The organism is Fibrivirga algicola (assembly GCF_011742925.1).
In the GTDB taxonomy this organism is placed as follows: Bacteria; Bacteroidota; Bacteroidia; order Cytophagales; family Spirosomataceae; genus Fibrella; species Fibrella algicola.
Genome location: NZ_WAEL01000001.1, coordinates 966,168 through 987,204, shown reverse-complemented (window position 1 = coordinate 987,204; position 21,037 = coordinate 966,168). Strand labels below are relative to the sequence as shown.

The 21,037-nt window shown below is 55.2% G+C and carries 13 protein-coding genes and 1 tRNA gene; 11 read left to right on the top strand and 3 right to left on the bottom strand.

Features of this window, described 5'->3' with window-relative positions:
• Positions 1-21: 21 nt before the first annotated feature.
• Together F7231_RS03985 and F7231_RS03980 are read left to right on the top strand one after the other, a co-directional pair.
• Entirely contained in the window at positions 22-3,033 is a 3,012-nt protein-coding gene (locus F7231_RS03985) for a SusC/RagA family TonB-linked outer membrane protein (protein WP_166690958.1), read from the top strand.
• 10 nt (positions 3,034-3,043) lie between these two features.
• Positions 3,044-4,684: a RagB/SusD family nutrient uptake outer membrane protein gene (locus tag F7231_RS03980; protein ID WP_166690957.1), complete on the top strand. Its 1,641-nt coding sequence runs from the start codon at positions 3,044-3,046 to the stop codon at positions 4,682-4,684.
• 49 nt (positions 4,685-4,733) lie between these two features.
• Here the strand turns inward: F7231_RS03980 and F7231_RS03975 are convergent, their stop codons facing one another.
• Both F7231_RS03975 and F7231_RS03970 read right to left on the bottom strand, forming a co-directional pair.
• On the bottom strand, positions 4,734-6,359 hold the full coding sequence (locus tag F7231_RS03975; protein ID WP_166690956.1) for an amidase: 1,626 nt from the start codon (positions 6,357-6,359) through the stop codon (positions 4,734-4,736).
• 41 nt (positions 6,360-6,400) lie between these two features.
• Positions 6,401-7,387 carry an aldo/keto reductase gene (locus tag F7231_RS03970; protein ID WP_166690955.1) on the bottom strand — a complete coding sequence of 329 codons (987 nt, stop codon included), beginning with the start codon at positions 7,385-7,387 and terminating at the stop codon, positions 6,401-6,403.
• Between the two features lie 160 nt (positions 7,388-7,547).
• Between F7231_RS03970 and F7231_RS03965 the strand changes: the two genes are divergently transcribed.
• Complete coding sequence (locus F7231_RS03965) at positions 7,548-10,160, top strand: M1 family aminopeptidase (RefSeq protein ID WP_374757363.1); 2,613 nt, start codon at positions 7,548-7,550, stop codon at positions 10,158-10,160.
• A gap of 133 nt (positions 10,161-10,293) precedes the next feature.
• Here the strand turns inward: F7231_RS03965 and F7231_RS03960 are convergent.
• Positions 10,294-10,365: transfer RNA gene (locus F7231_RS03960), tRNA-Glu, on the bottom strand.
• Positions 10,366-10,562: 197 nt separating this feature from the next.
• Between F7231_RS03960 and F7231_RS03955 the strand changes: the two genes are divergently transcribed.
• The 8 genes from F7231_RS03955 to F7231_RS03920 all read left to right on the top strand — a co-directional run bounded on the left by F7231_RS03955 (position 10,563) and on the right by F7231_RS03920 (position 21,032).
• Positions 10,563-13,184: a M14 family metallopeptidase gene (locus F7231_RS03955; protein WP_166690954.1), complete on the top strand. Its 2,622-nt coding sequence runs from the start codon at positions 10,563-10,565 to the stop codon at positions 13,182-13,184.
• A gap of 235 nt (positions 13,185-13,419) precedes the next feature.
• Complete coding sequence (locus F7231_RS03950) at positions 13,420-15,171, top strand: GMC oxidoreductase (RefSeq protein WP_085414590.1); 1,752 nt, start codon at positions 13,420-13,422, stop codon at positions 15,169-15,171.
• Positions 15,172-15,265: 94 nt separating this feature from the next.
• Entirely contained in the window at positions 15,266-15,688 is a 423-nt protein-coding gene (locus F7231_RS03945; RefSeq protein WP_166690953.1) for a four helix bundle protein, read from the top strand.
• A 35-nt stretch (positions 15,689-15,723) separates the two neighbouring features.
• On the top strand, positions 15,724-16,335 hold the full coding sequence (locus F7231_RS03940) for a gluconate 2-dehydrogenase subunit 3 family protein (protein WP_085414591.1): 612 nt from the start codon (positions 15,724-15,726) through the stop codon (positions 16,333-16,335).
• 172 nt (positions 16,336-16,507) lie between these two features.
• On the top strand, positions 16,508-19,066 hold the full coding sequence (locus tag F7231_RS03935) for a putative glycosyltransferase family protein (RefSeq protein ID WP_166690952.1): 2,559 nt from the start codon (positions 16,508-16,510) through the stop codon (positions 19,064-19,066).
• Positions 19,067-19,273: 207 nt separating this feature from the next.
• Positions 19,274-20,011 carry a class I SAM-dependent methyltransferase gene (locus tag F7231_RS03930; RefSeq protein ID WP_166690951.1) on the top strand — a complete coding sequence of 246 codons (738 nt, stop codon included), beginning with the start codon at positions 19,274-19,276 and terminating at the stop codon, positions 20,009-20,011.
• Between the two features lie 90 nt (positions 20,012-20,101).
• The gene (locus F7231_RS03925) at positions 20,102-20,689 is read left to right on the top strand and encodes a hypothetical protein (RefSeq protein WP_166690950.1); all 588 of its coding nucleotides are present in this window, start codon (positions 20,102-20,104) and stop codon (positions 20,687-20,689) included.
• A 7-nt stretch (positions 20,690-20,696) separates the two neighbouring features.
• On the top strand, positions 20,697-21,032 hold the full coding sequence (locus tag F7231_RS03920) for an avidin-fold protein (protein ID WP_085414595.1): 336 nt from the start codon (positions 20,697-20,699) through the stop codon (positions 21,030-21,032).
• Positions 21,033-21,037 lie beyond the last annotated feature (5 nt).

Here is a 21,037-nt window from a genome sequence, read left to right as displayed (position 1 = left end):
CAACCACACAACTCATTGATTATGAAACAATCCGTTTATATAAAAACAATTCTCGGCCTACTGTTGCTGTTAGTGGCAGGCCAACTGGCGGCCCAGAATAAAGCCACATTTAAGGGCACCGTCATCGATGCGCAGCGTAAACCGCTGGCCAACGTGTCGGTAGGGGTGCAGGAAACCAATACCTCGGTGATGACCGGGGCCGACGGCAGTTTTTCGGTGCGGGCCGCCATGAACGATGTGCTGGTCATTAAACAGAACGGCTACCTGTCGCAAACAGTCGGCATCAACAGCGACGAACCGATCACGGTTACGCTGCTACCCGCGCTGACCGATGCGGGCGAAGATGACGATGTCATTATTCCGTTTGGCATTCGGAAAAAGCGCCAAGTTAACTCGGCCACTGTCACCTTCAATGCCGACAACTTACCGCTCGTGCCCATCAGCTCGATCAACTCGCTGCTGGCGGGGCGCATTGCGGGTCTGGGTGTGCAGCAAACAGGTTCGGCACCCGGTAACGATGGCGCCAGCTTTCAGATCCGGGGCCGGTCTACCTTCGGGCCCAGCGGGGTACGTGTGCTGGTCGACGGTATTCCGCGCGACATTGGCGACCTAGACCTCAACGAAGTAGCCAGCATCACGGTGCTGAAAGATGCTGCTTCCCTTGCCTGGTACGGGCTGCGCGCGGGCAATGGCGTTGTGCTGGTAACGACGAAAAAAGGCAGTTCAACGCGCTCAAAAATCCAGTTCGATGTGCAGGGCGGCGTGCAGATTGCCGACAACCTGATCAAACCGCTGAACGCCTACGACTACGCCACGCTGTATAACGAGGCCCTGGTCAACGACGGTTCGCAGCCGATTTACAATGCCGCGGCCCTCGATGCCTACAAGAACAACAGCGATCCGTACCGCTTTCCAAGCAACAACTACCTCGATTACTTCCTGAACAAGTCATCGACAGCGCAACGCTACACGCTCTCGGCCGATGGCGGCAATAACTCGGTGCGTTACTTTGTGTTGCTGGGCTACTTCACCCAAAATGGACTGTTCAAATACGCAGACGGACCCGATTACAATTCAAACCAGTCGTATGACCGGTTCAACTTCCGGGGCAACGTTGATTTCGACGTGAACAAGAACCTGACGGTGGGTCTCAACGTGGGCGGGCGGTCTGAAAATCGTCAGCAACCGGGTGGCAATGAAGCGGGTACGTTGTTGAACCAGCTGTACACCACGCCCCCCAACGCGTTTCCGATTCTGAACGAAAATGGCAGCTATGGCGGCAGTTCACAGTTTCAGAACAACCCGCTCGGGCTGTTGCAGGAGCGCGGCTACACCAGCACCAACAACCGGGTGCTGATGGCTACGCTCGATATCCGGCAAAAGCTGGACTACATCACGCAGGGACTCTCGGCCAACATCAATTTCAGCTACGACGCCCAGGGCGACTACTCGCAGGGCCTGAACCGCGATTATGAAGTGATCGATGTTACCGGCGCGTCGCCCATCACGTACCGGAACAAAACGCCCCTCAGCTATCGCACGGCCGGCTTTGGCCTCACCAACCGCCGCAACGAAACCTGGGCAGGACTGGACTACGACCGCCTGTTTGGCAACCATAGCGTGCGGGCTTCGGTGCGGGCGCAGCGCTTTGTCAGTGTGTTCCCCACCCAGCTCGATTTCCGGGGGCAGGGTGTTTCGTCGCGGATCGATTACTCGTTCAAAGACCGGTACTACCTCGGTTTCGTCGGTACGTATTCGGGCTCAGAGAACTTCGCGCCCGGTCGGCGATACGGTTATTTTCCGGCCGTTTCGGCGGGTTGGGTCGTGTCTGACGAAGCCTTTATCAAGCCGAATCCGGTGCTGACGTACCTGAAACTGCGGGCCTCATATGGTCAGACGGGCAGCAGCGATGTAGGTGGGGCGCGGTTTCCCTTCGAAAACTTCTACGCCCGCAATACCGGCGGAGGCGGCTATACGTTCGGCACGGGGTTTTCGGCCACCACCAACGCCAACGAGGTCTCGATTGCCAACCCGCTGATCACCTGGGAAACCCTGACGACGCTGAATCTGGGCACCGATCTGAAGTTTTTCAACAACGTCCTGTCGCTCTCTGTCGACGTGTTCAGTGCCCACCGCACGGGTATTCTCACTCAATCGGCCATTCCGAGCGTGCTGGGGCAGACTTTGACGGTCAACGCCGGTGAGGTAGAGAGCAAGGGAGTCGACTTGGCCCTGTCGTACACCAAACAACTGGGCAAGCTTACGATGTCGTTCTACGGAAACGCCACCACCACCCGCGACATTCTGGTGTATGAAAACGGGCAGGCAGGCTTGCCCGAGTATCAGCAAACGCTGGGTAAGCTGGTCGGTAGCCGCCTCGTCTTCTTATCGGACGGGATTTTCCAGAGCCAAGCCGAAATTGCCGCCAGTCCCAAGCAGGTGTTGTCGGGGAAAGTGGTGCCGGGCGACATTAAGTACAAAGACGTGGGGGGCATTGATGGAAAACCCGACGGCATCATCGATAACTACGACCGGGTACGTCTCGACGAGCGCGACCAGCCCAAAGCGTATTACGGCTTCGGAACCGTGCTGAAATATGGTATTCTCGACCTGAGCGCCCATTTGCAGGGGACTACGGGCCGCACCCTCGACGTGCAGGGAATCGTGAATGCCGGGCCAACCGCGTTCAACAACGAGAGCCTCTCGCGCTGGACACCGGCTACCAGTGCCACGGCCAAATACCCCCGCCTCGGCATTGCCGACCGTGCTAATAACACCTCAGCGTCGGATTTCTGGCTCGTCTCGGGCGATTACCTGCGGGTGAAAAACGTGGAGGTGGGCGTAACGCTGCCTGTCGCCGTGCTCAACCGGCTTCGGGTTAAATCGGCCCGGCTCTATGTGGGTGGCTACAACCTGCTGTCGTTCAGCAACACGGGTCTGGGTATCGATCCTGAGATTCCGTTTGCCGGACAGGGTAACAGCACTTATCCCTACCTAAAGACATTCTATGCCGGTTTACGCACCTCTTTCTAGATCAACTGACATGAAAACACTTACGCTAACAACGGCAGCGGTACTACTGTGCATCAGTTTTATCTCCTGCGAAAAAGATTACCTGAGCTTCGATTTTACCGACGGCAACATCCGCAATTCAGCCGAAATCTGGAGTTCAGACCGGAACACGCGGGGCTTTCTGAGTAACGCTTACTTCGGCTTGCTGAACCGCTACAACCTCGACGGTAACGGCTCCATGTATTCGCAGGGCAGCGACGAGGCCGTGAACTCGAACCTGGGGTCGAGCATCAATATTTTCAATAACGACACCTGGGGTTCGCTACGCACCGTCGACGATCAGTACGCCAACATGTATAACTACCTGCGGCGGGTGAACCTGTTTCTGGAAAACTCGCGGGGCAGCGGCGTCATTCCGGCCACCGACATTCCAAAGCTGCGGGGCGAGGCCTTTTTTCTGCGGGCGCTCTACCACTTCGAGCTGATGAAACGGTACGGCTCCATCATTCTGGCTACCCGTTCCTACACCATCGAAGACAACTTGGACGTACCCAGAGACCCGTTTGACAAGGTGGTGAGCCAGATTGTGGCCGACTGCGACTCAGCCGCCGCCGTACTGACAACGGCCATCGTCGATCAGTCGACGGGTGATAAAGGGCGGGCCTCGAAAACGGCAGCGCTGGCCCTGAAATCGCGCACATTACTGTATGCTGCCAGTCCGCTGAACAACGCAACGAACGACCTCTCGAAATGGCAGCGCGCAGCCGACGCGTCTAAAGAGTTGATCAGTCTGGGCAAGCACTCGCTGCTGACGCAGGCGCAATTACCCAACCTCTGGAATTATGGTAGTCTGGCCTATAATGCCGAAACGATTTTTGCCACGCAGGCCGACAACAACAATACGCTGGAACTGAACAACGCGCCCATCAGCTACGACGGAGGCCGGGGCCGCACCAACCCCACACAGGAGCTGGTCGACGCGTTCGACATGCGCACGAGCGGCAAGCCCATTACCGACCCAACCTCGGGCTATAACCCCGCCGCGCCCTATACCGACCGCGACCCACGCCTGAGCCTGTTCATCGTGCTCAACAACGTAAATTTCAAGGGCCGGGCGGTTGAAACGTTTGAGGGCGGCAAAGACAACGTACCCATCAACGTAAACAACACTAAGACCGGCTACTACATGCGTAAGTTCCTGGTCGAAAGTGCGTTTTGGGGCGTTGGTACGGCCATCAACGTGCGCCGCCCCTGGGTGCTATTCCGCTACGCCGAAGTGTTGCTGAACAATGCCGAAGCCCTCAACGAAGCGCAGGGGCCAGTAGCTGAAGTATACACCTCCGTGAATGCCATCCGAACTCGGGTGGGTATGCCTGCCTTGCCCGCCGGCCTCACCAAAGACCAGATGCGCGAGCGAATTCAGAAAGAACGGCAGGTGGAACTTTGCTTTGAAGACCACCGCTTTTTCGATGTGCGCCGCTGGAAAAAAGGCGAACAGTTGTTCAACCGGCCTGTAACGGGCATGCGTATCACCAAAACGGGAACCACGTTTGCCTACGAACGCTTCCAGGTCGAAAACCGCATTTTCACCGCCAAGCACTACTACTTCCCCATCCCGCAAACAGAACTGAACCGGGCGCCGCTCAACCTGAAGCAGAACCCGGGTTGGTAGTCTGAGCCCGCCGCAACGTACCCAGACTACCCCCAGAAGCCCATGTTTGTCAGCTCGGAATCAGCGAGTTGGTGAACGTGGGCTTTATGCGTTTTTTAGAGGCCTGCTCATACCCATAGGCAATGCCGAGCAGCGATCCTTCCTGATATGCACCGGCCATAAGCGAGAACCCAACCGGCAAGCCGTGGACAGTTCCCATCGGCACCGTGATGTGGGGGTAACCCGCCATGGCCGCCGGTGGACAGAAGTAGAAACCTGTGTCGTAATCGCCGTTGACGAGGTCAATACAACCAGCGTACCCGATGCTGACGCCGCAAATGGCATCCAGCTTGTTCGCCGCCATCAGCTGATCGATGCGTTGGCGGGAGCCACGCGTTTTGGCCAAGGCATCGGTGTATTCTTTGCTCGTCAGCCCGCCTTTTGCCTCGCTGCTTTCCAGCGTTTCCTGCTTGAAAAATGGCATGGCCTGCGCTTCGTTCTTTTTGTTGAACGCAATCACATCGGCCAGCGACGAAACCCGCGCGTTGGCCGTGGCTAAGTACTTGTTCAGACCATCTTTAAACTCGTATTGCAGGATCGTAAATTCAGCACCGCCTATATCACTCAGGCTCTTCAGCAAGTCTACCTCCACCACGGTTGCGCCCTGTTTTTTCAGAACCTCGACCGCTTGTTTGTATAGCCCAACTACACCTTCATGACCGGTAAGAAACGATTTTTCGACACCGATACGCTTACCGGTGAGACCGTCTGCTTTCAGAAATGGCGTGTAGTCGGTCAACGCCTTCCCTTTGCTTTCGGCAGTGACGGCATCGGCGGGGTCGTAGCCCGTCATGGCGCCCAGCAGAATAGCCGCGTCGGTAACGGTTCGGGTCATTGGCCCGGCCGTATCCTGCGTGCTGGAAATGGGAATAATCCCGCTCCGGCTCACGAGGCCAACGGTGGGTTTGATGCCGACAACCCCACAAAAAGAGGCAGGCGCAATCACCGATCCGTCTGTTTCGGTCCCCACCGCCACCGCACACAAATTGGCCGACACCGCCGAACCTGAGCCCGAACTGGACCCACACGGACTCCTGTCGAGCACGTACGGATTGCGGGTTTGCCCACCCCGGCTGCTCCACCCGCTACTCGATCGGGTTGAGCGGAAGTTGGCCCACTCGCTCAGGTTTGTTTTGCCCAGAATCACCGCGCCAGCTTCTCGCAACTTAGCGGTAACGAAGGCATCCTTAGCCGCCTTATGTCCGTTTAAGGCCAGCGATCCGGCAGTGGTCATGAGCTTGTCGCCGGTGTCGATGTTGTCTTTCAACAGCACCGGAATGCCGTGCAGAGGTCCGCGAACTTTACCCGCTTTTCGTTCCTCGTCCAGCGCCGCCGCAATGGTCAGCGCATCGGGATTGACTTCGATGACCGACTTCAGGCGCGGGCCATTTTTGTCAACCGCTTCGATCCGATCGAGGTATAGTTTGGTGATGTCGGCCGACGAATACTGACCGGCTTTCATCTTCTCCTGCAACTCACCAATCGTTACCTCATTGAGCACAAAATCGTCGGTGAACGTACCTGGGGCGGCGTCCGTTGCCTTCGTCTGCTTGTCGGTCGAGCAGGCGGCAACCGCCAGCGTAGTGGCCGAAAACCCTGCGGCCGAGGTGTTTTTAATGAAATTACGTCTGTTCATGTGAAGTGTGAGGTGGGGTATGAAAAGCTTAAACAAACCAACTACCAGAGATAATGCACCGGGTTTTTGATGTGCTCGTCGTAAATGCGTTTCACGGCAGCCATCTGGTCGGCCGTCGGGGCAGGCTGCTCAATTGCCTGTACATTCGAGTGCAGATGCGCTGGTTTTGACGCGCCGGGAATAATACAGCTTACCGCATCGAAGCTCAAAATCCAGCGGAGGGCATTCGGGGCCAGGTTATCAATGCCGGGGAACACGGCTTTCAACTCACTGACAGCGGCTAGTCCGGTAGCATAATCGACCCCCGAGAACGTTTCGCCTTTATCGAAGGCCGCGCCTTCGCGGTTAAAATTCCGATGGTCATCTGTTGAGAAAGCCGTGTTGGCATCGAACGTACCTGTGAGCAGGCCACTCGCCAGCGGTACCCGCACAATGATGCCCACATTACGCCGACTGGCTTCCGTGAACAGCAATTCGGCGGGCCGTTGCCGGAACATGTTGAAGATCACCTGCACCGTAATCACGTTCGGGTATTCGATCGCCTTCAGGCCTTCTTCCACCTTTTCCACGCTGACGCCTAGGTGTTGAATCTTGCCTTCTTCTTTTAGCCGATCGAACAGTTCGAAAATTTCCGGCCGGTAATATACCTCGGTGGGTGGGCAATGTAGTTGAATGAGGTCGAGCGTTTCGAGGCCCATATTCTGCAGGCTATCCTCCACAAACTGGCGAAGCACCGTCGGCTGATACGCTTCGTTCACGTGCGGTTGCAGGCGACGGCCACATTTGGTGGCTACATAGATACGCTCCGAACGCGACCGCACCAGCCGCCCCACCGCCTTTTCGCTTTCTCCATCGCCATACACATCGGCCGTATCGATGAAATTGACGCCTGCATCAACGGCTTCGTTCAGAATTGCATCGGCCGTTTTGTGGCTGAACGGGTCGCCCCATTTGCCGCCAACCTGCCACGTACCCAGGCTTATTTCCGAAATAGTAAATTGCGTTTTGCCAAGTTGCCTAACGTTCATGCGAATCGATTTACAAGGTTTACTGCTGTCAGGATCGCAAGTTATGGAAGCCAACGGTAGTACACCTAACGTACCTGACTGCCCAGGCTACTTATGACGCTGTATTTTTCATAGTTTTGATAACTGCTCCCCAAACGCGTCCAACTCAGTACCCATTTCTATGTTGTTACCTATTGACTCGATTCGTTGCCTGGCAATTTGCGCGGGCTCTGTGGCTTTTCTGTTTCTGGCAATGGCCAGCGTTGGTCAGTCCCGATCGGCGGCGGCCGCAGATCAACCAGTTGTTGAAACGGGCGTCTCGAAAACGCTGGCCATACATCGCAAACAAACCATCAGTCAGCTGGCCTACACCCTTAAGTTCGACGTACCTGAGCAAAAAAACCAGCCGATTCCTGCCACAGAAACGATTTCCTTTCGCTGGAAACCCAACGGGCAGCCGGTGCAAATTGACTTCAAAGAACAACGCGATCACCTGCAGCGGATTCTGGTGAATGAGGTCGAGATTCCGATCGTTTTCGACAAAGAACATATCCTGATTGCCCCGAATCGGCTCACGGCCGGTGTCAACCGGGTAACCATTCAGTTTACGGCGGGCAACCTGTCGCTCAACCGCAACGACGATTTCCTGTACACCCTGCTGGTACCCGACCGCGCCCGAACCGTTTTTCCCTGCTTCGACCAGCCCGATCTGAAAGCCCCGTTTCAACTCACGCTGACCTTGCCAGACACCTGGCGGGCCATGACCAATGCCCCCCTGCAGGAGTCGACCCGGGCCGATGCTCGCCAGACCCTGCGCTTCGGCGTTACCGAGCCGATCAGCACGTATCTGTTTTCGTTTGCGGCGGGTCGGTTTGTTCCCCTCACCCAGCAGTGGAATAATCAGGCCATGAATTTTCTCCATCGCGAAACGGACACCACCAAAATTCGACTCAGTCTGGCCCCTATTTTCAAGACGCACAGCGATGCGATCACCTTTCTGGAAGACTACACGCAGATTCCGTACCCATTTAAGAAGTTCGATTTCGTGGCCATTCCCGATTTCCAGTACGGCGGCATGGAGCATGTCGGGGCTATTCAATACCGAGCGTCGAGCCTGTTTTTAGATAACGGAGCTACCCGCGACCAGAAACTGGCCCGTGCATCGTTGATCGCCCACGAAACGGCGCATATGTGGTTTGGCGATCTGGTGACGATGCGCTGGTTCGACGATGTCTGGATGAAAGAGGTATTTGCCAATTTCATGGCCGACAAGATCACCCAGGTTAGTATGGCCGATGGTAACTATGACCTTGAGTTCCTGATCGCCCATTTTCCGGCGGCCTACGACGTTGACCGCACGCAGGGGGCCAATCCCATTGGTCAGCCACTGGCGAATCTGCAGGAAGCGGGTACGTTATATGGCGGTATCATCTACCACAAAGCACCCATCATGATGCGGCAGCTCGAACGGCTGATGGGCAAAGAAGCCCTGCGGAACGGCCTGCGGGATTACCTCAAAAAATACGCGTACGGCAACGCCTCCTGGCCCGATCTGATCGCCATTCTAGACTCCTACACACCCGCCGACTTGCAGCGCTGGAACCGGGTATGGGTCAACGAAACGGGGCGGCCGCGCTTTACGTATGAGCTAAAAACCGATCAGGCTAAGATCAGTCAACTGACTGTTGCACAGACCAGTGAAGACGGCTCGACCCGGCAATGGCCCCAGTTTTTTGAGGTAGCCCTGGTTTATCCCGACCGTGTAGAGGAACTAACGGTAAACATGAACCAGCCCACGGTGGCGCTAACCCAGGCCATTGGTAAAGCAGAGCCCCTGTTTATGGTGTTCAATTCGTCGGGGCAGGGCTACGGGATTTTTCCTGTCGATGAGCGAATGCTGTCGGGGCTCGATCAGCTCAAGAACCCGGTAATGCGGGCGTCGGCCTATATCAGTTTATACGAGAATATGCTGGCTGGCAAATCGGTCACGCCCGCCCAACTGGCAACGCTCTATCAGCGGCAGCTCAGCCGCGAGCCTGAAGAGTTGAACCTCCGGTTGCTGACCAATCAGCTGAGCAGCCTTGTCTGGGATTTCACACGGCCCGACGACCGCCCGACCCTAGCCGCATCGGCTGAACAGGCCCTCTGGCAGGCGCTGGAGCAGGAAACACAGGCAGGTAAAAAGAAACTGCTGTTTCGCTGCTACCAAAGCATTGCGCTGAGCACCGAAGCCCGGGACAGGCTCTATGCCATCTGGAAAGACCAAAAAGCCCCCGCTGGCGTAACGCTGACCGAAGATGACTACACCAGTTTGGCGCTGGCCCTGGCCGTGCGCGATTATCCGGCAGATAGACTCCTTCAGCAACAGTTGAGCCGTATCAAAAACCCGGACCGGCGCAAACGGCTGCAATTCCTGATGCCCGCATTATCGCCCAATGTGGTGGAACGCAACGCATTTTTTGAGTCGCTCAACGATGTTTCCAATCGCGAGCGGGAAAGTTACGTTACCACGGCGCTGGGGTATCTGCATCATCCGCTGCGCGCGGCTACATCGGTCAGCTATGTAAAACCGAGCCTCGAGTTGCTCGAGGACATTCAGCGGACGGGCGATATCTTCTTCCCCGAATCGTGGTTGCGTTCAACGCTTGGCAGTTACCAGACACCGGAGGTAGCCAACCTGGTCAGAACGTTTCTAGCCGAGCGCCCCACCTATAACCCACGCCTGAAAGCCAAGCTACTGCAGGCCGCCGATGGACCCTTCCGGGCGGCTAAGCTGCTGTATCCGGATCGGTAACGAACATTCGTTGGCCACCTGGCAACGCCTGGGTACGTTGCGTTTATGTTGACCAGCGCGTTGGATTGCTTCGCGCTGATCAACATAAACGCATAAAAAAAGCCCCAACGCTTTCGGCGTTGGGGCTGAACTGTGATCGATACGGGACTTGAACCCGTGTCGCTGCCGTGAAAGGGCAGTGTCCTAACCGCTAGACGAATCGACCGTCTTGTGACAGACCTGACGTGTTTTTGATTGCTCAATTGCGCCGTCAGCGAATCGTGATACAAAAGTACTGCTATGGGCGTAAAATGCAATACCTACCCCCAAAAAAAATCTTTAAAAATGGGTTCAACCCCTTTTACTACTATTTTTGACGGGCAATAATTCGCTCAATCTCAACCTGTTTTCCCAGCCACCGGCATGAAAAAAAAGTTTATCAATTACTTCATCTGCTGCACCTACTTCCTTTGCACCTCCCTGTTCGCTCAGGGAACGCTCCCTTCTCCAGCCCAATACCTGGGGTATGCCGTTGGCGAGCGATACACCCCCCACCACCGCGTACTGGCCTATGCCGAGCAAATTGCCCGCCAGGCTCCCACCCGAATCAAAGTGATTCCTTATGGTACTACCTATGAAGGTCGGCAACTGGCTGTTGTGGCGATCGGAAGTGAGGCCAACATAGCCCGGCTCGAAGAAATCAGGACAGACAACCTGCGTCGCATTGGTATGCTGGCTGGCAAGCCCTCCGGCAAGCCAATGCCAGCCATTCAGTGGCTGAGCTACAACGTGCACGGAAACGAGGCGGTGAGTTCAGAAGCGTTTATGGAAGTGATGTACGGGCTACTAGACCCAACCAAGGCGGGTTCGCAGTATACGGTATCGCCAAAGATTCTGGAGACCAGTGTGGTCATCCTCGATCCGGGCCTCAACCCCGACGGGCACGACCGGTACGTGAATTGGTACAACCAGATGCAGGGCCGTGTGGCTGACCCCACACCGTTCTCGCGCGAACACAGCGAACCCTGGCCCGGTGGGCGTTACACGCACTATTACTTCGACCCAAACCGCGACTGGGCCTGGCAAACCCAGGAGATCACCCAGCAGCGGATGGCACTTTACCAGCAATGGATGCCCCATCTGCACGGCGATTTCCACGAAATGGGTTATAACAGCCCGTATTACTTTGCGCCGTCGGCCAAACCCTATCACGAAGACATCACGCCGTTTCAGCGTCAGTTTCAAACGGTGGTTGGGCAGTATTGCAGCCGCTATTTCGACCGCAACAACTGGCTCTACTACACCCGCGAGCGGTTCGATCTGTTCTACCCCAGCTACGGCGACACGTACCCGACCTACAACGGAGCGATTGGTATGACCTACGAACAGGGCGGCAACAGCCGGGCCGGATTAGCCGTTCGGAAAGACGACGGGGATACGCTCACCCTGCGCGAACGGATCGACCACCACGTGGCGGCTTCGTTTGCTACGCTCGAGTCAGTGGCTGACCGCTCGGCCGAGGTGGTGAAAGAGTTTGGTGCGTTTTTCGACAAAGCCCAAAATTCGCCAGTGGGGATCTATAAGACTTACGTGGTGAAGAGCAACGGTGACGAGGGCAAACTGAACGCCCTTCGCCAATTGCTCGACAAGAACCGGATCGTGTACGGCACTACCGGTAAGGCCCAGACAATCTCGGCGGGTGGAACTACCAAAGGCAAATCAGGTACGTCACGGGCCGAGTCGGCGGGAGTGTACAACTACCTCACCCAGCGTAACGACAAGAGCGTGTCGATCGGGGAGCATGATTTGATCATCAGCGCCTACCAGCCAAAATCGACCTTGCTAAAAATCCTGTTCGAGCCAAAATCGATGCTGGAAGATTCAGTGACCTACGACATCACGGCCTGGTCGCTCCCCTATGCGTACGGGCTGCAAACCTACGGTCTGACTACCCGCCTCGATCCTACCGCACCAACGGCAAAACCAGCCGCCGCCCCCGCGGCAGCAGTCGATCGTCCGTATGCCTATCTGGCTCGCTGGCAGTCGTTACCATCGGTTCAGTTGCTGGCAAGCCTAATGAACAAAAAGATTCGGGTACGTACCGCCGAAAAGCCGTTTGAACTGAACGGTCAGCAATACGCCGCAGGTACGTTGCTGATTACCCGCGCGGGCAATGAGCGCCTCGGCAATCGGTTCGATGCCCTTGTTCAGCAGGAAGCAGCCACACTGGGGATGACCCTGACCCCCGTTGCCACTGGTTTCGTGACCAAAGGCTCCGATTTCGGGTCTGATTTCGTAACGGCTCTGAAAGCGCCTCGGGTGGCGGTTGTATCCGGCGAAGGTACCGTGGCTACGTCGGTGGGCGAGGTATGGCACTACTTCGATCAGGAATTAAAATACCCTGTCAGCATGATCAACGGAGCCGATCTGGGCAGCGTAGACTGGAAACAGGTCGATGTACTGGTGCTGGCGAACGGGTATGCTTATAGCCGGTTACTGACCGACCGCACCCTGTCGACCATTCGCGAGTGGATTCGGGGTGGTGGCAAATTGATTGCCATGGAACGGGCCGCGGCGGCGTTTATTGGCAAAGAAGGATTCGATCTAAAAGAAAAGGAAGAAAAAGGTGACCAGGAAAAAGGTAAAGGCAAAAAAGCCCTGACCGACTCACTGAAGATTTACGCAGAACGTGAGCGATCGGCCGTGTCAGACGAAACGCCGGGCAGCATCTATCGCCTCGATCTCGATACAACCCATCCGCTGGGTTTTGGCCTGTCGGGCGGCTACTACACGCTGGTGCAGGATGCCCATACGTACGACATGCTGAAAGATGGCTGGAACGTAGGCTACCTCAAAGACACCAACTTAATTGCTGGTTTTGCCGGAAAGAATGCGAAGGAAAAACTGAAGCAGACACTGGCTATCGGCGTACAAGAGTTGGGTCGTGGTCAGGTGATTTATCTGGCCGACAACCCACTCTTCCGTGGTTTCTGGTACAACGGCAAGCTGCTTTTCGGCAACGCTGTCTTCATGAGCGGGAATTAACGGTCTGACAAGCCGCAACTAGTTGAAAAGACCTTAGTCGGAATCCACCGGCGTAACACCACTACCTGTGGTCGCTGCGCTGCTCTGCGTTCCTGACTGAGGTCTTTTTGCGTAAACGTGACTTTAACAGCCATCAGATAGGGATATTCTGCACCAATTTGCCTTTACCTAAGGTGTAAGCATGCGGCTGTTGACATAGCCCTTACGCATTCATCAAATCAAAACCGGGTACTAGATGGATTCTTTCCAGATTAAAGAAACTCCCACCGTATACGACGTTGTCATTGTCGGCTCCGGGGCTGGCGGTGGTATGGCCGCTAATATGCTGGCCAAAGCGGGCGCCAAAGTAATGCTCCTCGAAGCAGGTGGCTATTTTGACCCTGCCGACCCCAAGTACATTACTCAACTCAAGTGGCCCTATGAATCGCCCCGGCGTGGAGCGGGCACAACCCGTGCGTTTGGTGACTTCGACGCCGCCTGGGGTGGCTGGGACATTGCGGGCGAACCCTATTCGGCCAATCCGGGCACTGAGTTCCACTGGTTTCGGTCGCGTATGCTGGGTGGACGAACCAACCACTGGGGTCGTATCTCGCTGCGGTTTGGTCCCGACGATTTCCGGCGCGGTTCGATGACCGGCGTTGGTGACGACTGGCCAATTACGTACGACGATCTGGCCCCGTATTACGACAAAGTCGATAAGATGATTGGGGTGTTTGGCTCTAAGGAAGGCCTGCGCAACGAACCCGACGGCCATTTTCTACCAGCACCCAAGCCCCGTTTGCACGAGCGGCTCATTCAGAAAGCGGGCAAAGGCATTGGTATTCCGGTTATCCCGTCGCGTCTGTCTATTCTGACGAAAGCCATCAACAATGAGCGCGGTCAGTGTTTCTACTGTAACCAGTGTAACCGGGGCTGTCAGGCTTATGCCGACTTCTCATCGTCGTCGGTTTTGTGTATTCCAGCCGTCAAAACGGGCAATGTTACGCTGATCAACGGGGCCATGTGCCGCGAAGTGTTGACCGATCCGCAAACGGGCCTGGCTACGGGCGTGAGCTTCGTGCATACAGGTACGTTACAGGAACACACGGTACGGGCCAAAGCAGTGATGCTGGGCGCCAGTGCCTGCGAATCGGCTCGTATCCTGCTCAACTCCAAGTCGGCACGGCACCCAAACGGGCTGGCAAACGGCAGCGGTGTGGTTGGCAAGTACCTTAACGACTCAACGGGCGCCTCGCGGGCAGCCTTTGTGCCGGCGCTGATGGACCGGGTGCGGTACAACGAAGATGGCGTTGGCGGTATGCACGTATTTACGCCCTGGTGGCTCGACAACAAGAAGCTTGATTTCCCCCGTGGCTATCATATCGAATATGGCGGCGGCATGGGTATGCCTTCCTACGGTTTCGGTATGGGCCTCGACGGCATGAATGGCAAGTACCCATATGCCAATGGGAAAACCTTGCCAGCCGGTGGCTATGGATCGCGCCTGAAAGAAGACGCCCGCCGTTTTTACGGTGCCTATGTCAGCATGGCCGGCCGGGGCGAACCGGTGCCGCTCGAAAGCAACTACTGCGAGATTGACCCCAACAAGGTCGACAAATACGGCATTCCAACGCTCCGTTTCAACTACAAGTGGTCCGATTATGAGGTGAAGCAGGCAAAGCACATGCAGGATACGTTCGAGGAGATTTTCCACGCGATGGGTGCTATCCCACTCGGTGAAAAGCCCGGCCCGAAAACCAATCACGGCTACGGTCTGGAAGCGCCCGGTAAGATCATCCATGAAATCGGCACTGTTCGGATGGGTAACGATCCGAAAAAGTCGGCCCTGAATGCCTTCCAGCAAGCACACGAGGTAAAAAACCTGTTCGTTGTCGACGCCGCCCCGTTCGTCACCCAGGGCGACAAGAACGTTACCTGGACCATTCTGGCCTCGTCGATGCGCACGTCTGATTACCTGATCGATCAGGTGAAGAAGAAGAATATTTAAGTTAGTTTGATGTTTGTGGTTTGACGTTGCGCTGCCGGGCAACAAAACGATAGTTAAGCAGGGCAACGTCAAACCACAAACATTCAAACAAGAAATGGCTACCATCCAGCGGTTCGAAGAGTTAAAATCCTGGCAAAAAGCCCGCGAGCTGGCTCAGGAAGTGTATAGGCTTTCAAAGCAGGGCGCTTTTGCCCGAGACCTCGATTTGAGAAGTCAAATTCGCCGGGCAAGTGGTTCGGTGATGGACAAGATTGCTGAGGGTTTCGAACGAGGAGGAAAGGGTGAGCTTATTCAGTTTTTGAGTATTGCCAAAGGGTCGGCTGGTGAAGTTCGCTCTCCATTGTATCGTGCACTTGATCAGACATACATCGACCAAAGCACGTTTGATCTCCTCTACAAGATGGCAGAAGACATCAGCAAGTTGATCACCAATTTCATCAGTTACTTAAATAAGGCCGGTATCAAAGGCAACAAATATCAGGTGTCGGAAGATGAGGTAAGCTACGCTCCTCTCTAACGTCAAACATCAAACCTTAAACGTCAAACGTATTCATGAAGCGCAGAGATTCCCTTAAAGCCTTATCGCTCAGTAGTCTTGGCCTGGCTGTCGGGCCGGTAGAAGCGGCTGTTCCAGCGCCACCCGATAAGAAGGTTCCATTGAAAGTGCCCGGTGGCCGGCAACCGTTTGAAGCAGAACGGGACGTGAAGCTGAACGCCGAGAAATTTTTCACCCCCGCCGAGCTGAAAACAGTTACTCTCCTGGCCGACATTATTTTGCCCGCTGACGCCAAATCGGGCAGCGCGTCGCAGGCGGGTGTGCCGGCGTTTATCGAATTTATGATGAAAGATCAGCCGGTCAATCAGACACCCATGCGCGGTGGGTTGGCGTGGCTCGACAATCAGTGCCGCAAACGTTTTGGTAAGCCGTTTGCCGAAGCAACCCGGGCGCAACAAATCGAGATGGTTGACCTGATTGCCTACCCGCAACAGACCAAACCGGAATTTTCGCAGGGAGCCGCCTTTTTTACGCTGATGCGCAACTTCACACTCACCGGTTTTTACACCAGTAAAATGGGGATCGAAGACCTGGGTTACAAAGGCAATACGCCCAACAACTGGGACGGGCCACCCGAAGCGGTGCTGAAACAGTACGGGTTAGTCTAACTGTCAAGTTTCACGTTTCAAGCGGTCCACCGCTGCGGGTTAAGTTTCAAGGGCTCCGCTGACCTACCGTTTAGGTGGTTGGCGGAGCCTTTAAAATTTCAGGCCTCGGCAGCGTACCGTGTGACGCTTGAAACTGCGCGGCGGACCGCTTGAAACTATATCTTTGCGTCGTATGGAACAACGCACCCTATTTCAACGGCTACGGCCGCATTTGCTGTTTATTCTCGGGCTATTCATTATCACGTCCATCTATTTCCTTCCTGCCTGGCAGGGAAAAGAACTACCGCTTCAGGACGTTCGGCAGGGTAATGCTGCCACCATGGAACTACGGCAGTACAAAAAAGAAACCGGCCAATTTCCCAACTGGACCAATGCGCTATTTAGCGGTATGCCCGGCTACCTCATTGCCCACGATTACCCCAACACCTACGTTGGCCTGACGGCCGCCGCCGTACTGAGGCTCTTCCCCCGCCCGATCGATGTGGTGTTCATGCAGATGCTCGGCATGTATATCCTGCTGGTTGTGCTACTGAGCCGGAATTCCACCGATACAAATGAACCGGGACTGTCAGGTACGTCGCGGGGCTGGCTGGCCGCAATGGCAGCCGTTGCATACGGATTAGCTTCCTGGAACCTGATTACCATAGAAGCGGGGCATATTTCTAAGATTCTGGCGCTGGGTTATGCCCCTGGTATGCTGGCGGGTCTGGTACTCTGCCTGCGGGGCCGGTACTGGTCGGGGGCAGCAGTTACGGCGCTTTTTACCTGCCTGAATATCAGCGCCAACCACGTACAGATCACCTATTACGTGTTCCTGTGCATCGGCCTGTATGTGGTCATTGAAGGCATTCGAATGGTTAAACAGAGTCAGGTACGTCAGCTACTGGTTGGGTTGGCTATTTTCGGTGTTACCACCGGGATCGGTATGGCTTCATTCAGCAAGCGGTTGCTGCTGCTGAACCAATACTCAAAAGAAACAACGCGGGGCAAGTCGGAACTGACGGCAAAGTCAACTGCCGTGACCGAACCGGGTCAGGCTGCACAGTCAGCCAAACCCGCCGATGGCCTCGATGAAGAATACGCCTTCCAGTATAGCTATGGCGTAAGTGAAGCCCTCACCATGCTCGTTCCGAATCTGTATGGTGGTCTGGCTGGCTCGGGCGAACTCGACAGCAAGTCGGACACTTACAAAGTGCTGGTCAATAGAGGGCTATCTGCCGACGAAATGATTGGCCAGATTCCAACGTATTGGGGGACCACAAACGGCCCGGCTTATGCGGGGGCTATTTTATTCTTTCTATTTGTGCTCAGTCTGTTTATCAGCCGGTCATCGCTGCGGTGGTTTATGCTGGGTGGTGTACTGCTAACCCTCTTGCTGGCTATGGGCAAAAACATGCTATGGTTCAACGGGTTCTTGTTCAACTTCCTGCCCTACTTCAACAAATTCAGGGCCGTAACCATGACGCTCACCATGACCCCGATCTTCCTGGGTGGGGGTGCGGTGTTGGCCCTGCAAGCCCTGCTAACCGATAAGCCAACGTTCAACGCCATTCGTCGTCCTTTCTTGATCGCCTTTGGCCTGACGGGCGGTCTGGCGTTGCTACTGGCATTGCTGGGCGGTAGCCTGCTTGGGTTCCAGGGGCCGAACGATACCGCCATGTTTGGTGCTGATGCTACCGACCTATTGCGCGCTCTGCAAAGCGACCGGGCCAGCCTGTTGCGCACCGATGCACTCCGGGCGTTTTTCTATATCGCCCTGGCTGCTGGTCTGATCTGGCTCTACCTGACCGAAAAAATCAAAGCCAGCCTATTGCTGCCGCTGCTGTTCCTACTCAACACCGTCGACGTGTACAGCCTGGGCCGTCGGTTTATCAACAGCCAGAGCTTCATCCCCCACTCTACCGTCGATTCGGCTTTCGAAGAAACGCCCGCAGACGCTCAAATTCTGCAGGATAAGTCGTTGAGCTACCGGGTGTTCGACAACGCCGAGGGTAACTTCAATTTCATGAATACCAACCGGGCCTCGTTTTTCCACAAGTCGATTGGTGGGTACAGCGCCGCCAAGTTGCAGCGGTATCAGGAGATGATCAGCTACGCGTTTAACAGCAATGCCGAGAATATCCTGAACATGCTGAACGTGAAGTACGTTATTTCGCCCCCGGTCGACAGTACGGGCCGTCCTGTTGGGCAGCCAGCGGCGCAGGTGAACCCCAACGCCCTGGGCAATGCCTGGTTTGTGCAGAACGTACAGCAGGTGGCCGACGCCGACGCGGAAATGGCCGCGCTCAAAACCCTGAACGCTCAACAGACCGCCGTTGTTGACAAACGGTACGCCGACCAGTTGACCGGCCTTCCGGGTACGTTGTCGCCTGCCGGAACGATCCAGCTCACCGCCTACTCGCCCGATAAGATGACCTACCAGAGCGACAGCCCGACCGAGCAGATAGCAGTGTTCTCGGAGATCTTCTACCGGGGTAACGACGACTGGAAAGCGTTTGTCGATGGCAAAGAAACAGCCCACTTCCGGACCGATTACATCCTGCGGGGTATGCGCGTACCAGCCGGTAAACACACGATCGAGTTTAGATTCGACCCGCCTATCGTTGCTCTTGGCAACACGCTCGACCTGGTCGCTAACCTGCTCCTGATTGCGCTGGTGGCTGCCGGGCTATGGTTCTCGCTACGGGGTCAGCAACCCGTTACCCCAGCCGATCGGCCAATAAACGTGTAAGGAAATTGCCCGGTAACCGGGTACGTACCTGAGTTTAGTTGAGTAACCGATGCCACTGCCCATCCGCAGTGGCATCGGTCGTTTAGGGGCTACTGCGCTACAGACTGACCCTGTTCGACTACTTACACCACCACCTACTAACTATTCGGCTACATGAATGGACACGTACCTACTTTCTTGCCTCTATTCACCAGAATCTAGCGCATCATGGCTACCAACTACAACGCGATTGCCAAAGAGTATCAGGCATCTAAAATGCTGCCCTGGCGAAAACACGTTGAGTCGCACACGTTCTTCGGGTTGGCCGGCGACCTCACCGGGCTGACTGTGCTGGATTTAGCCTGTGGCGAGGGGTTCTATACTCGGCAGCTCAAGCTGAGGGGGGCTGCCGAGGTTGTTGGTGTCGACATATCAGACGGTATGATCCAACTGGCGCAGGAAGCCGAAGCACAAAACCCGCTTGGCCTGGTTTATCATTGTCAGGATGCGCTAGTATTAAACCTAGACCGCCAATTCGACCTTATCTGCGCGTCGTATCTGCTCAATTACGCCCGAACTGCTGCTGAACTGCTTCAGATGGGCCGGGTGATTGCTAATCACTTGAAGCCCGGTGGCCGGTTTGTCACGATCAATAGTAATCCTGATTATCAGGCCACCGTAGAGGCTATGTTTCTCTACGGATTCACCCGCGAAAACGAAAGCTATGCCGAGGGTGCCGAAATAATATGGCGATTTTATCAGCCCGATCAGTCGCATATTGCCGTTACAAACTACCACCTGGCAAAGGCTACGCATGAACGCGTTCTAGAGGAGGCAGGCCTCACCCACATTACGTGGCATGCTGTTGAGGCATCTCCCGAGAGCCTGGCGGACTATGGCCCCGAACACTGGACAGCGATAGTAAACGCGCAACCAATCATTGGCCTATCGGCGATCAGATCGTAACTTTATAAGAGTCCAATTCTGTCCGTTGGCTCATGAGTCAGTTAACCAATGCGTGATAAAGTGGTTAACCAACACACGAACTGACCAACGATGAAGCACCGTTTACGACTACTGGTTATCTGGGTATTTACACTGTATGGTACGCTGGCATTCGGTCAGGTAGTTCCTGAACAGGCAACTCAGGTAACGCCGGCTATTGTAACATCTGCTTCGAGCGGAACCAGTGTTCAATCTGAATTAGATGATTTTGCCCCCGGACTGCTTGCTGCCGCGCTCGTCTTCCTGGTTTTCTTTTTAGTCTGCATCGGTATTGGCATTGGCATTGCGCTAGTAGGTATCAGTATTCTTGCCGGCCTCATTTCGTTTGGGGTCCTGTCGACTTCTTCATTGTTCGGCCTTCGGATTGGTCCTAAAACGACCTATTTCTCCGTTTTCTGGATTAGCTGTTTGGGGCTGTTCGGCGCAGCGGCGGGCCTCATCGGCCTGTTTATCCTGAATGAATTTCACCACTGGTTTACTACCCAGACGGCTCTCTACACCGGCACATTGGCTGGACTGGCAGGCGGTGCGCTCACCGGATGGCTATCACATCGACTTGTATATCAGTTCATTACGCATTTCAAAATCCATCTGAGCCTACTCTGGGCAGCTCATAAACACCGATTCGGACGGACGTAGATAACCTATGAATTACAATAACAAAATATTCCGTGCTGTCAGAAATACGGCGAACGGTGAAACCTCGACAGCAACGATTTTTTACTACGAACAAACCGGCAACATTCTGACAGGCAAATATTGTGGTGGCCGTATCGTGACGGGGCAACTATTAGGGTTAGTCGGTGAAGACGGTCAGCTCGACTTTCGGTATCAACAGATCAACACCGACGGGCAACTAATGACGGGCTGTTGCCAGTCGACACCGGAAGTATTGCCGACCGGGAAAATACGTCTGCACGAAACCTGGCGCTGGACATCCGGCGACGAATCGTCAGGTACGTCGACGGTCGACGAAATTTAGTTGGC

What these genes read in the sequence shown, in the direction of transcription:
- F7231_RS03975 (WP_166690956.1), bottom strand. Translation starts at nt 6,359, where the DNA reads ATGAACAGACGTAATTTCATTAAAAACACCTCGGCCGCAGGGTTTTCG.
- F7231_RS03935 (WP_166690952.1), top strand. Translation starts at nt 16,508, where the DNA reads ATGGAACAACGCACCCTATTTCAACGGCTACGGCCGCATTTGCTGTTT.
- F7231_RS03955 (WP_166690954.1), top strand. Translation starts at nt 10,563, where the DNA reads ATGAAAAAAAAGTTTATCAATTACTTCATCTGCTGCACCTACTTCCTT.
- F7231_RS03925 (WP_166690950.1), top strand. Translation starts at nt 20,102, where the DNA reads ATGAAGCACCGTTTACGACTACTGGTTATCTGGGTATTTACACTGTAT.
- F7231_RS03950 (WP_085414590.1), top strand. Translation starts at nt 13,420, where the DNA reads ATGGATTCTTTCCAGATTAAAGAAACTCCCACCGTATACGACGTTGTC.
- F7231_RS03980 (WP_166690957.1), top strand. Translation starts at nt 3,044, where the DNA reads ATGAAAACACTTACGCTAACAACGGCAGCGGTACTACTGTGCATCAGT.
- F7231_RS03970 (WP_166690955.1), bottom strand. Translation starts at nt 7,387, where the DNA reads ATGAACGTTAGGCAACTTGGCAAAACGCAATTTACTATTTCGGAAATA.
- F7231_RS03965 (WP_374757363.1), top strand. Translation starts at nt 7,548, where the DNA reads ATGTTGTTACCTATTGACTCGATTCGTTGCCTGGCAATTTGCGCGGGC.
- F7231_RS03930 (WP_166690951.1), top strand. Translation starts at nt 19,274, where the DNA reads ATGGCTACCAACTACAACGCGATTGCCAAAGAGTATCAGGCATCTAAA.
- F7231_RS03985 (WP_166690958.1), top strand. Translation starts at nt 22, where the DNA reads ATGAAACAATCCGTTTATATAAAAACAATTCTCGGCCTACTGTTGCTG.
- F7231_RS03920 (WP_085414595.1), top strand. Translation starts at nt 20,697, where the DNA reads ATGAATTACAATAACAAAATATTCCGTGCTGTCAGAAATACGGCGAAC.
- F7231_RS03940 (WP_085414591.1), top strand. Translation starts at nt 15,724, where the DNA reads ATGAAGCGCAGAGATTCCCTTAAAGCCTTATCGCTCAGTAGTCTTGGC.
- F7231_RS03945 (WP_166690953.1), top strand. Translation starts at nt 15,266, where the DNA reads ATGGCTACCATCCAGCGGTTCGAAGAGTTAAAATCCTGGCAAAAAGCC.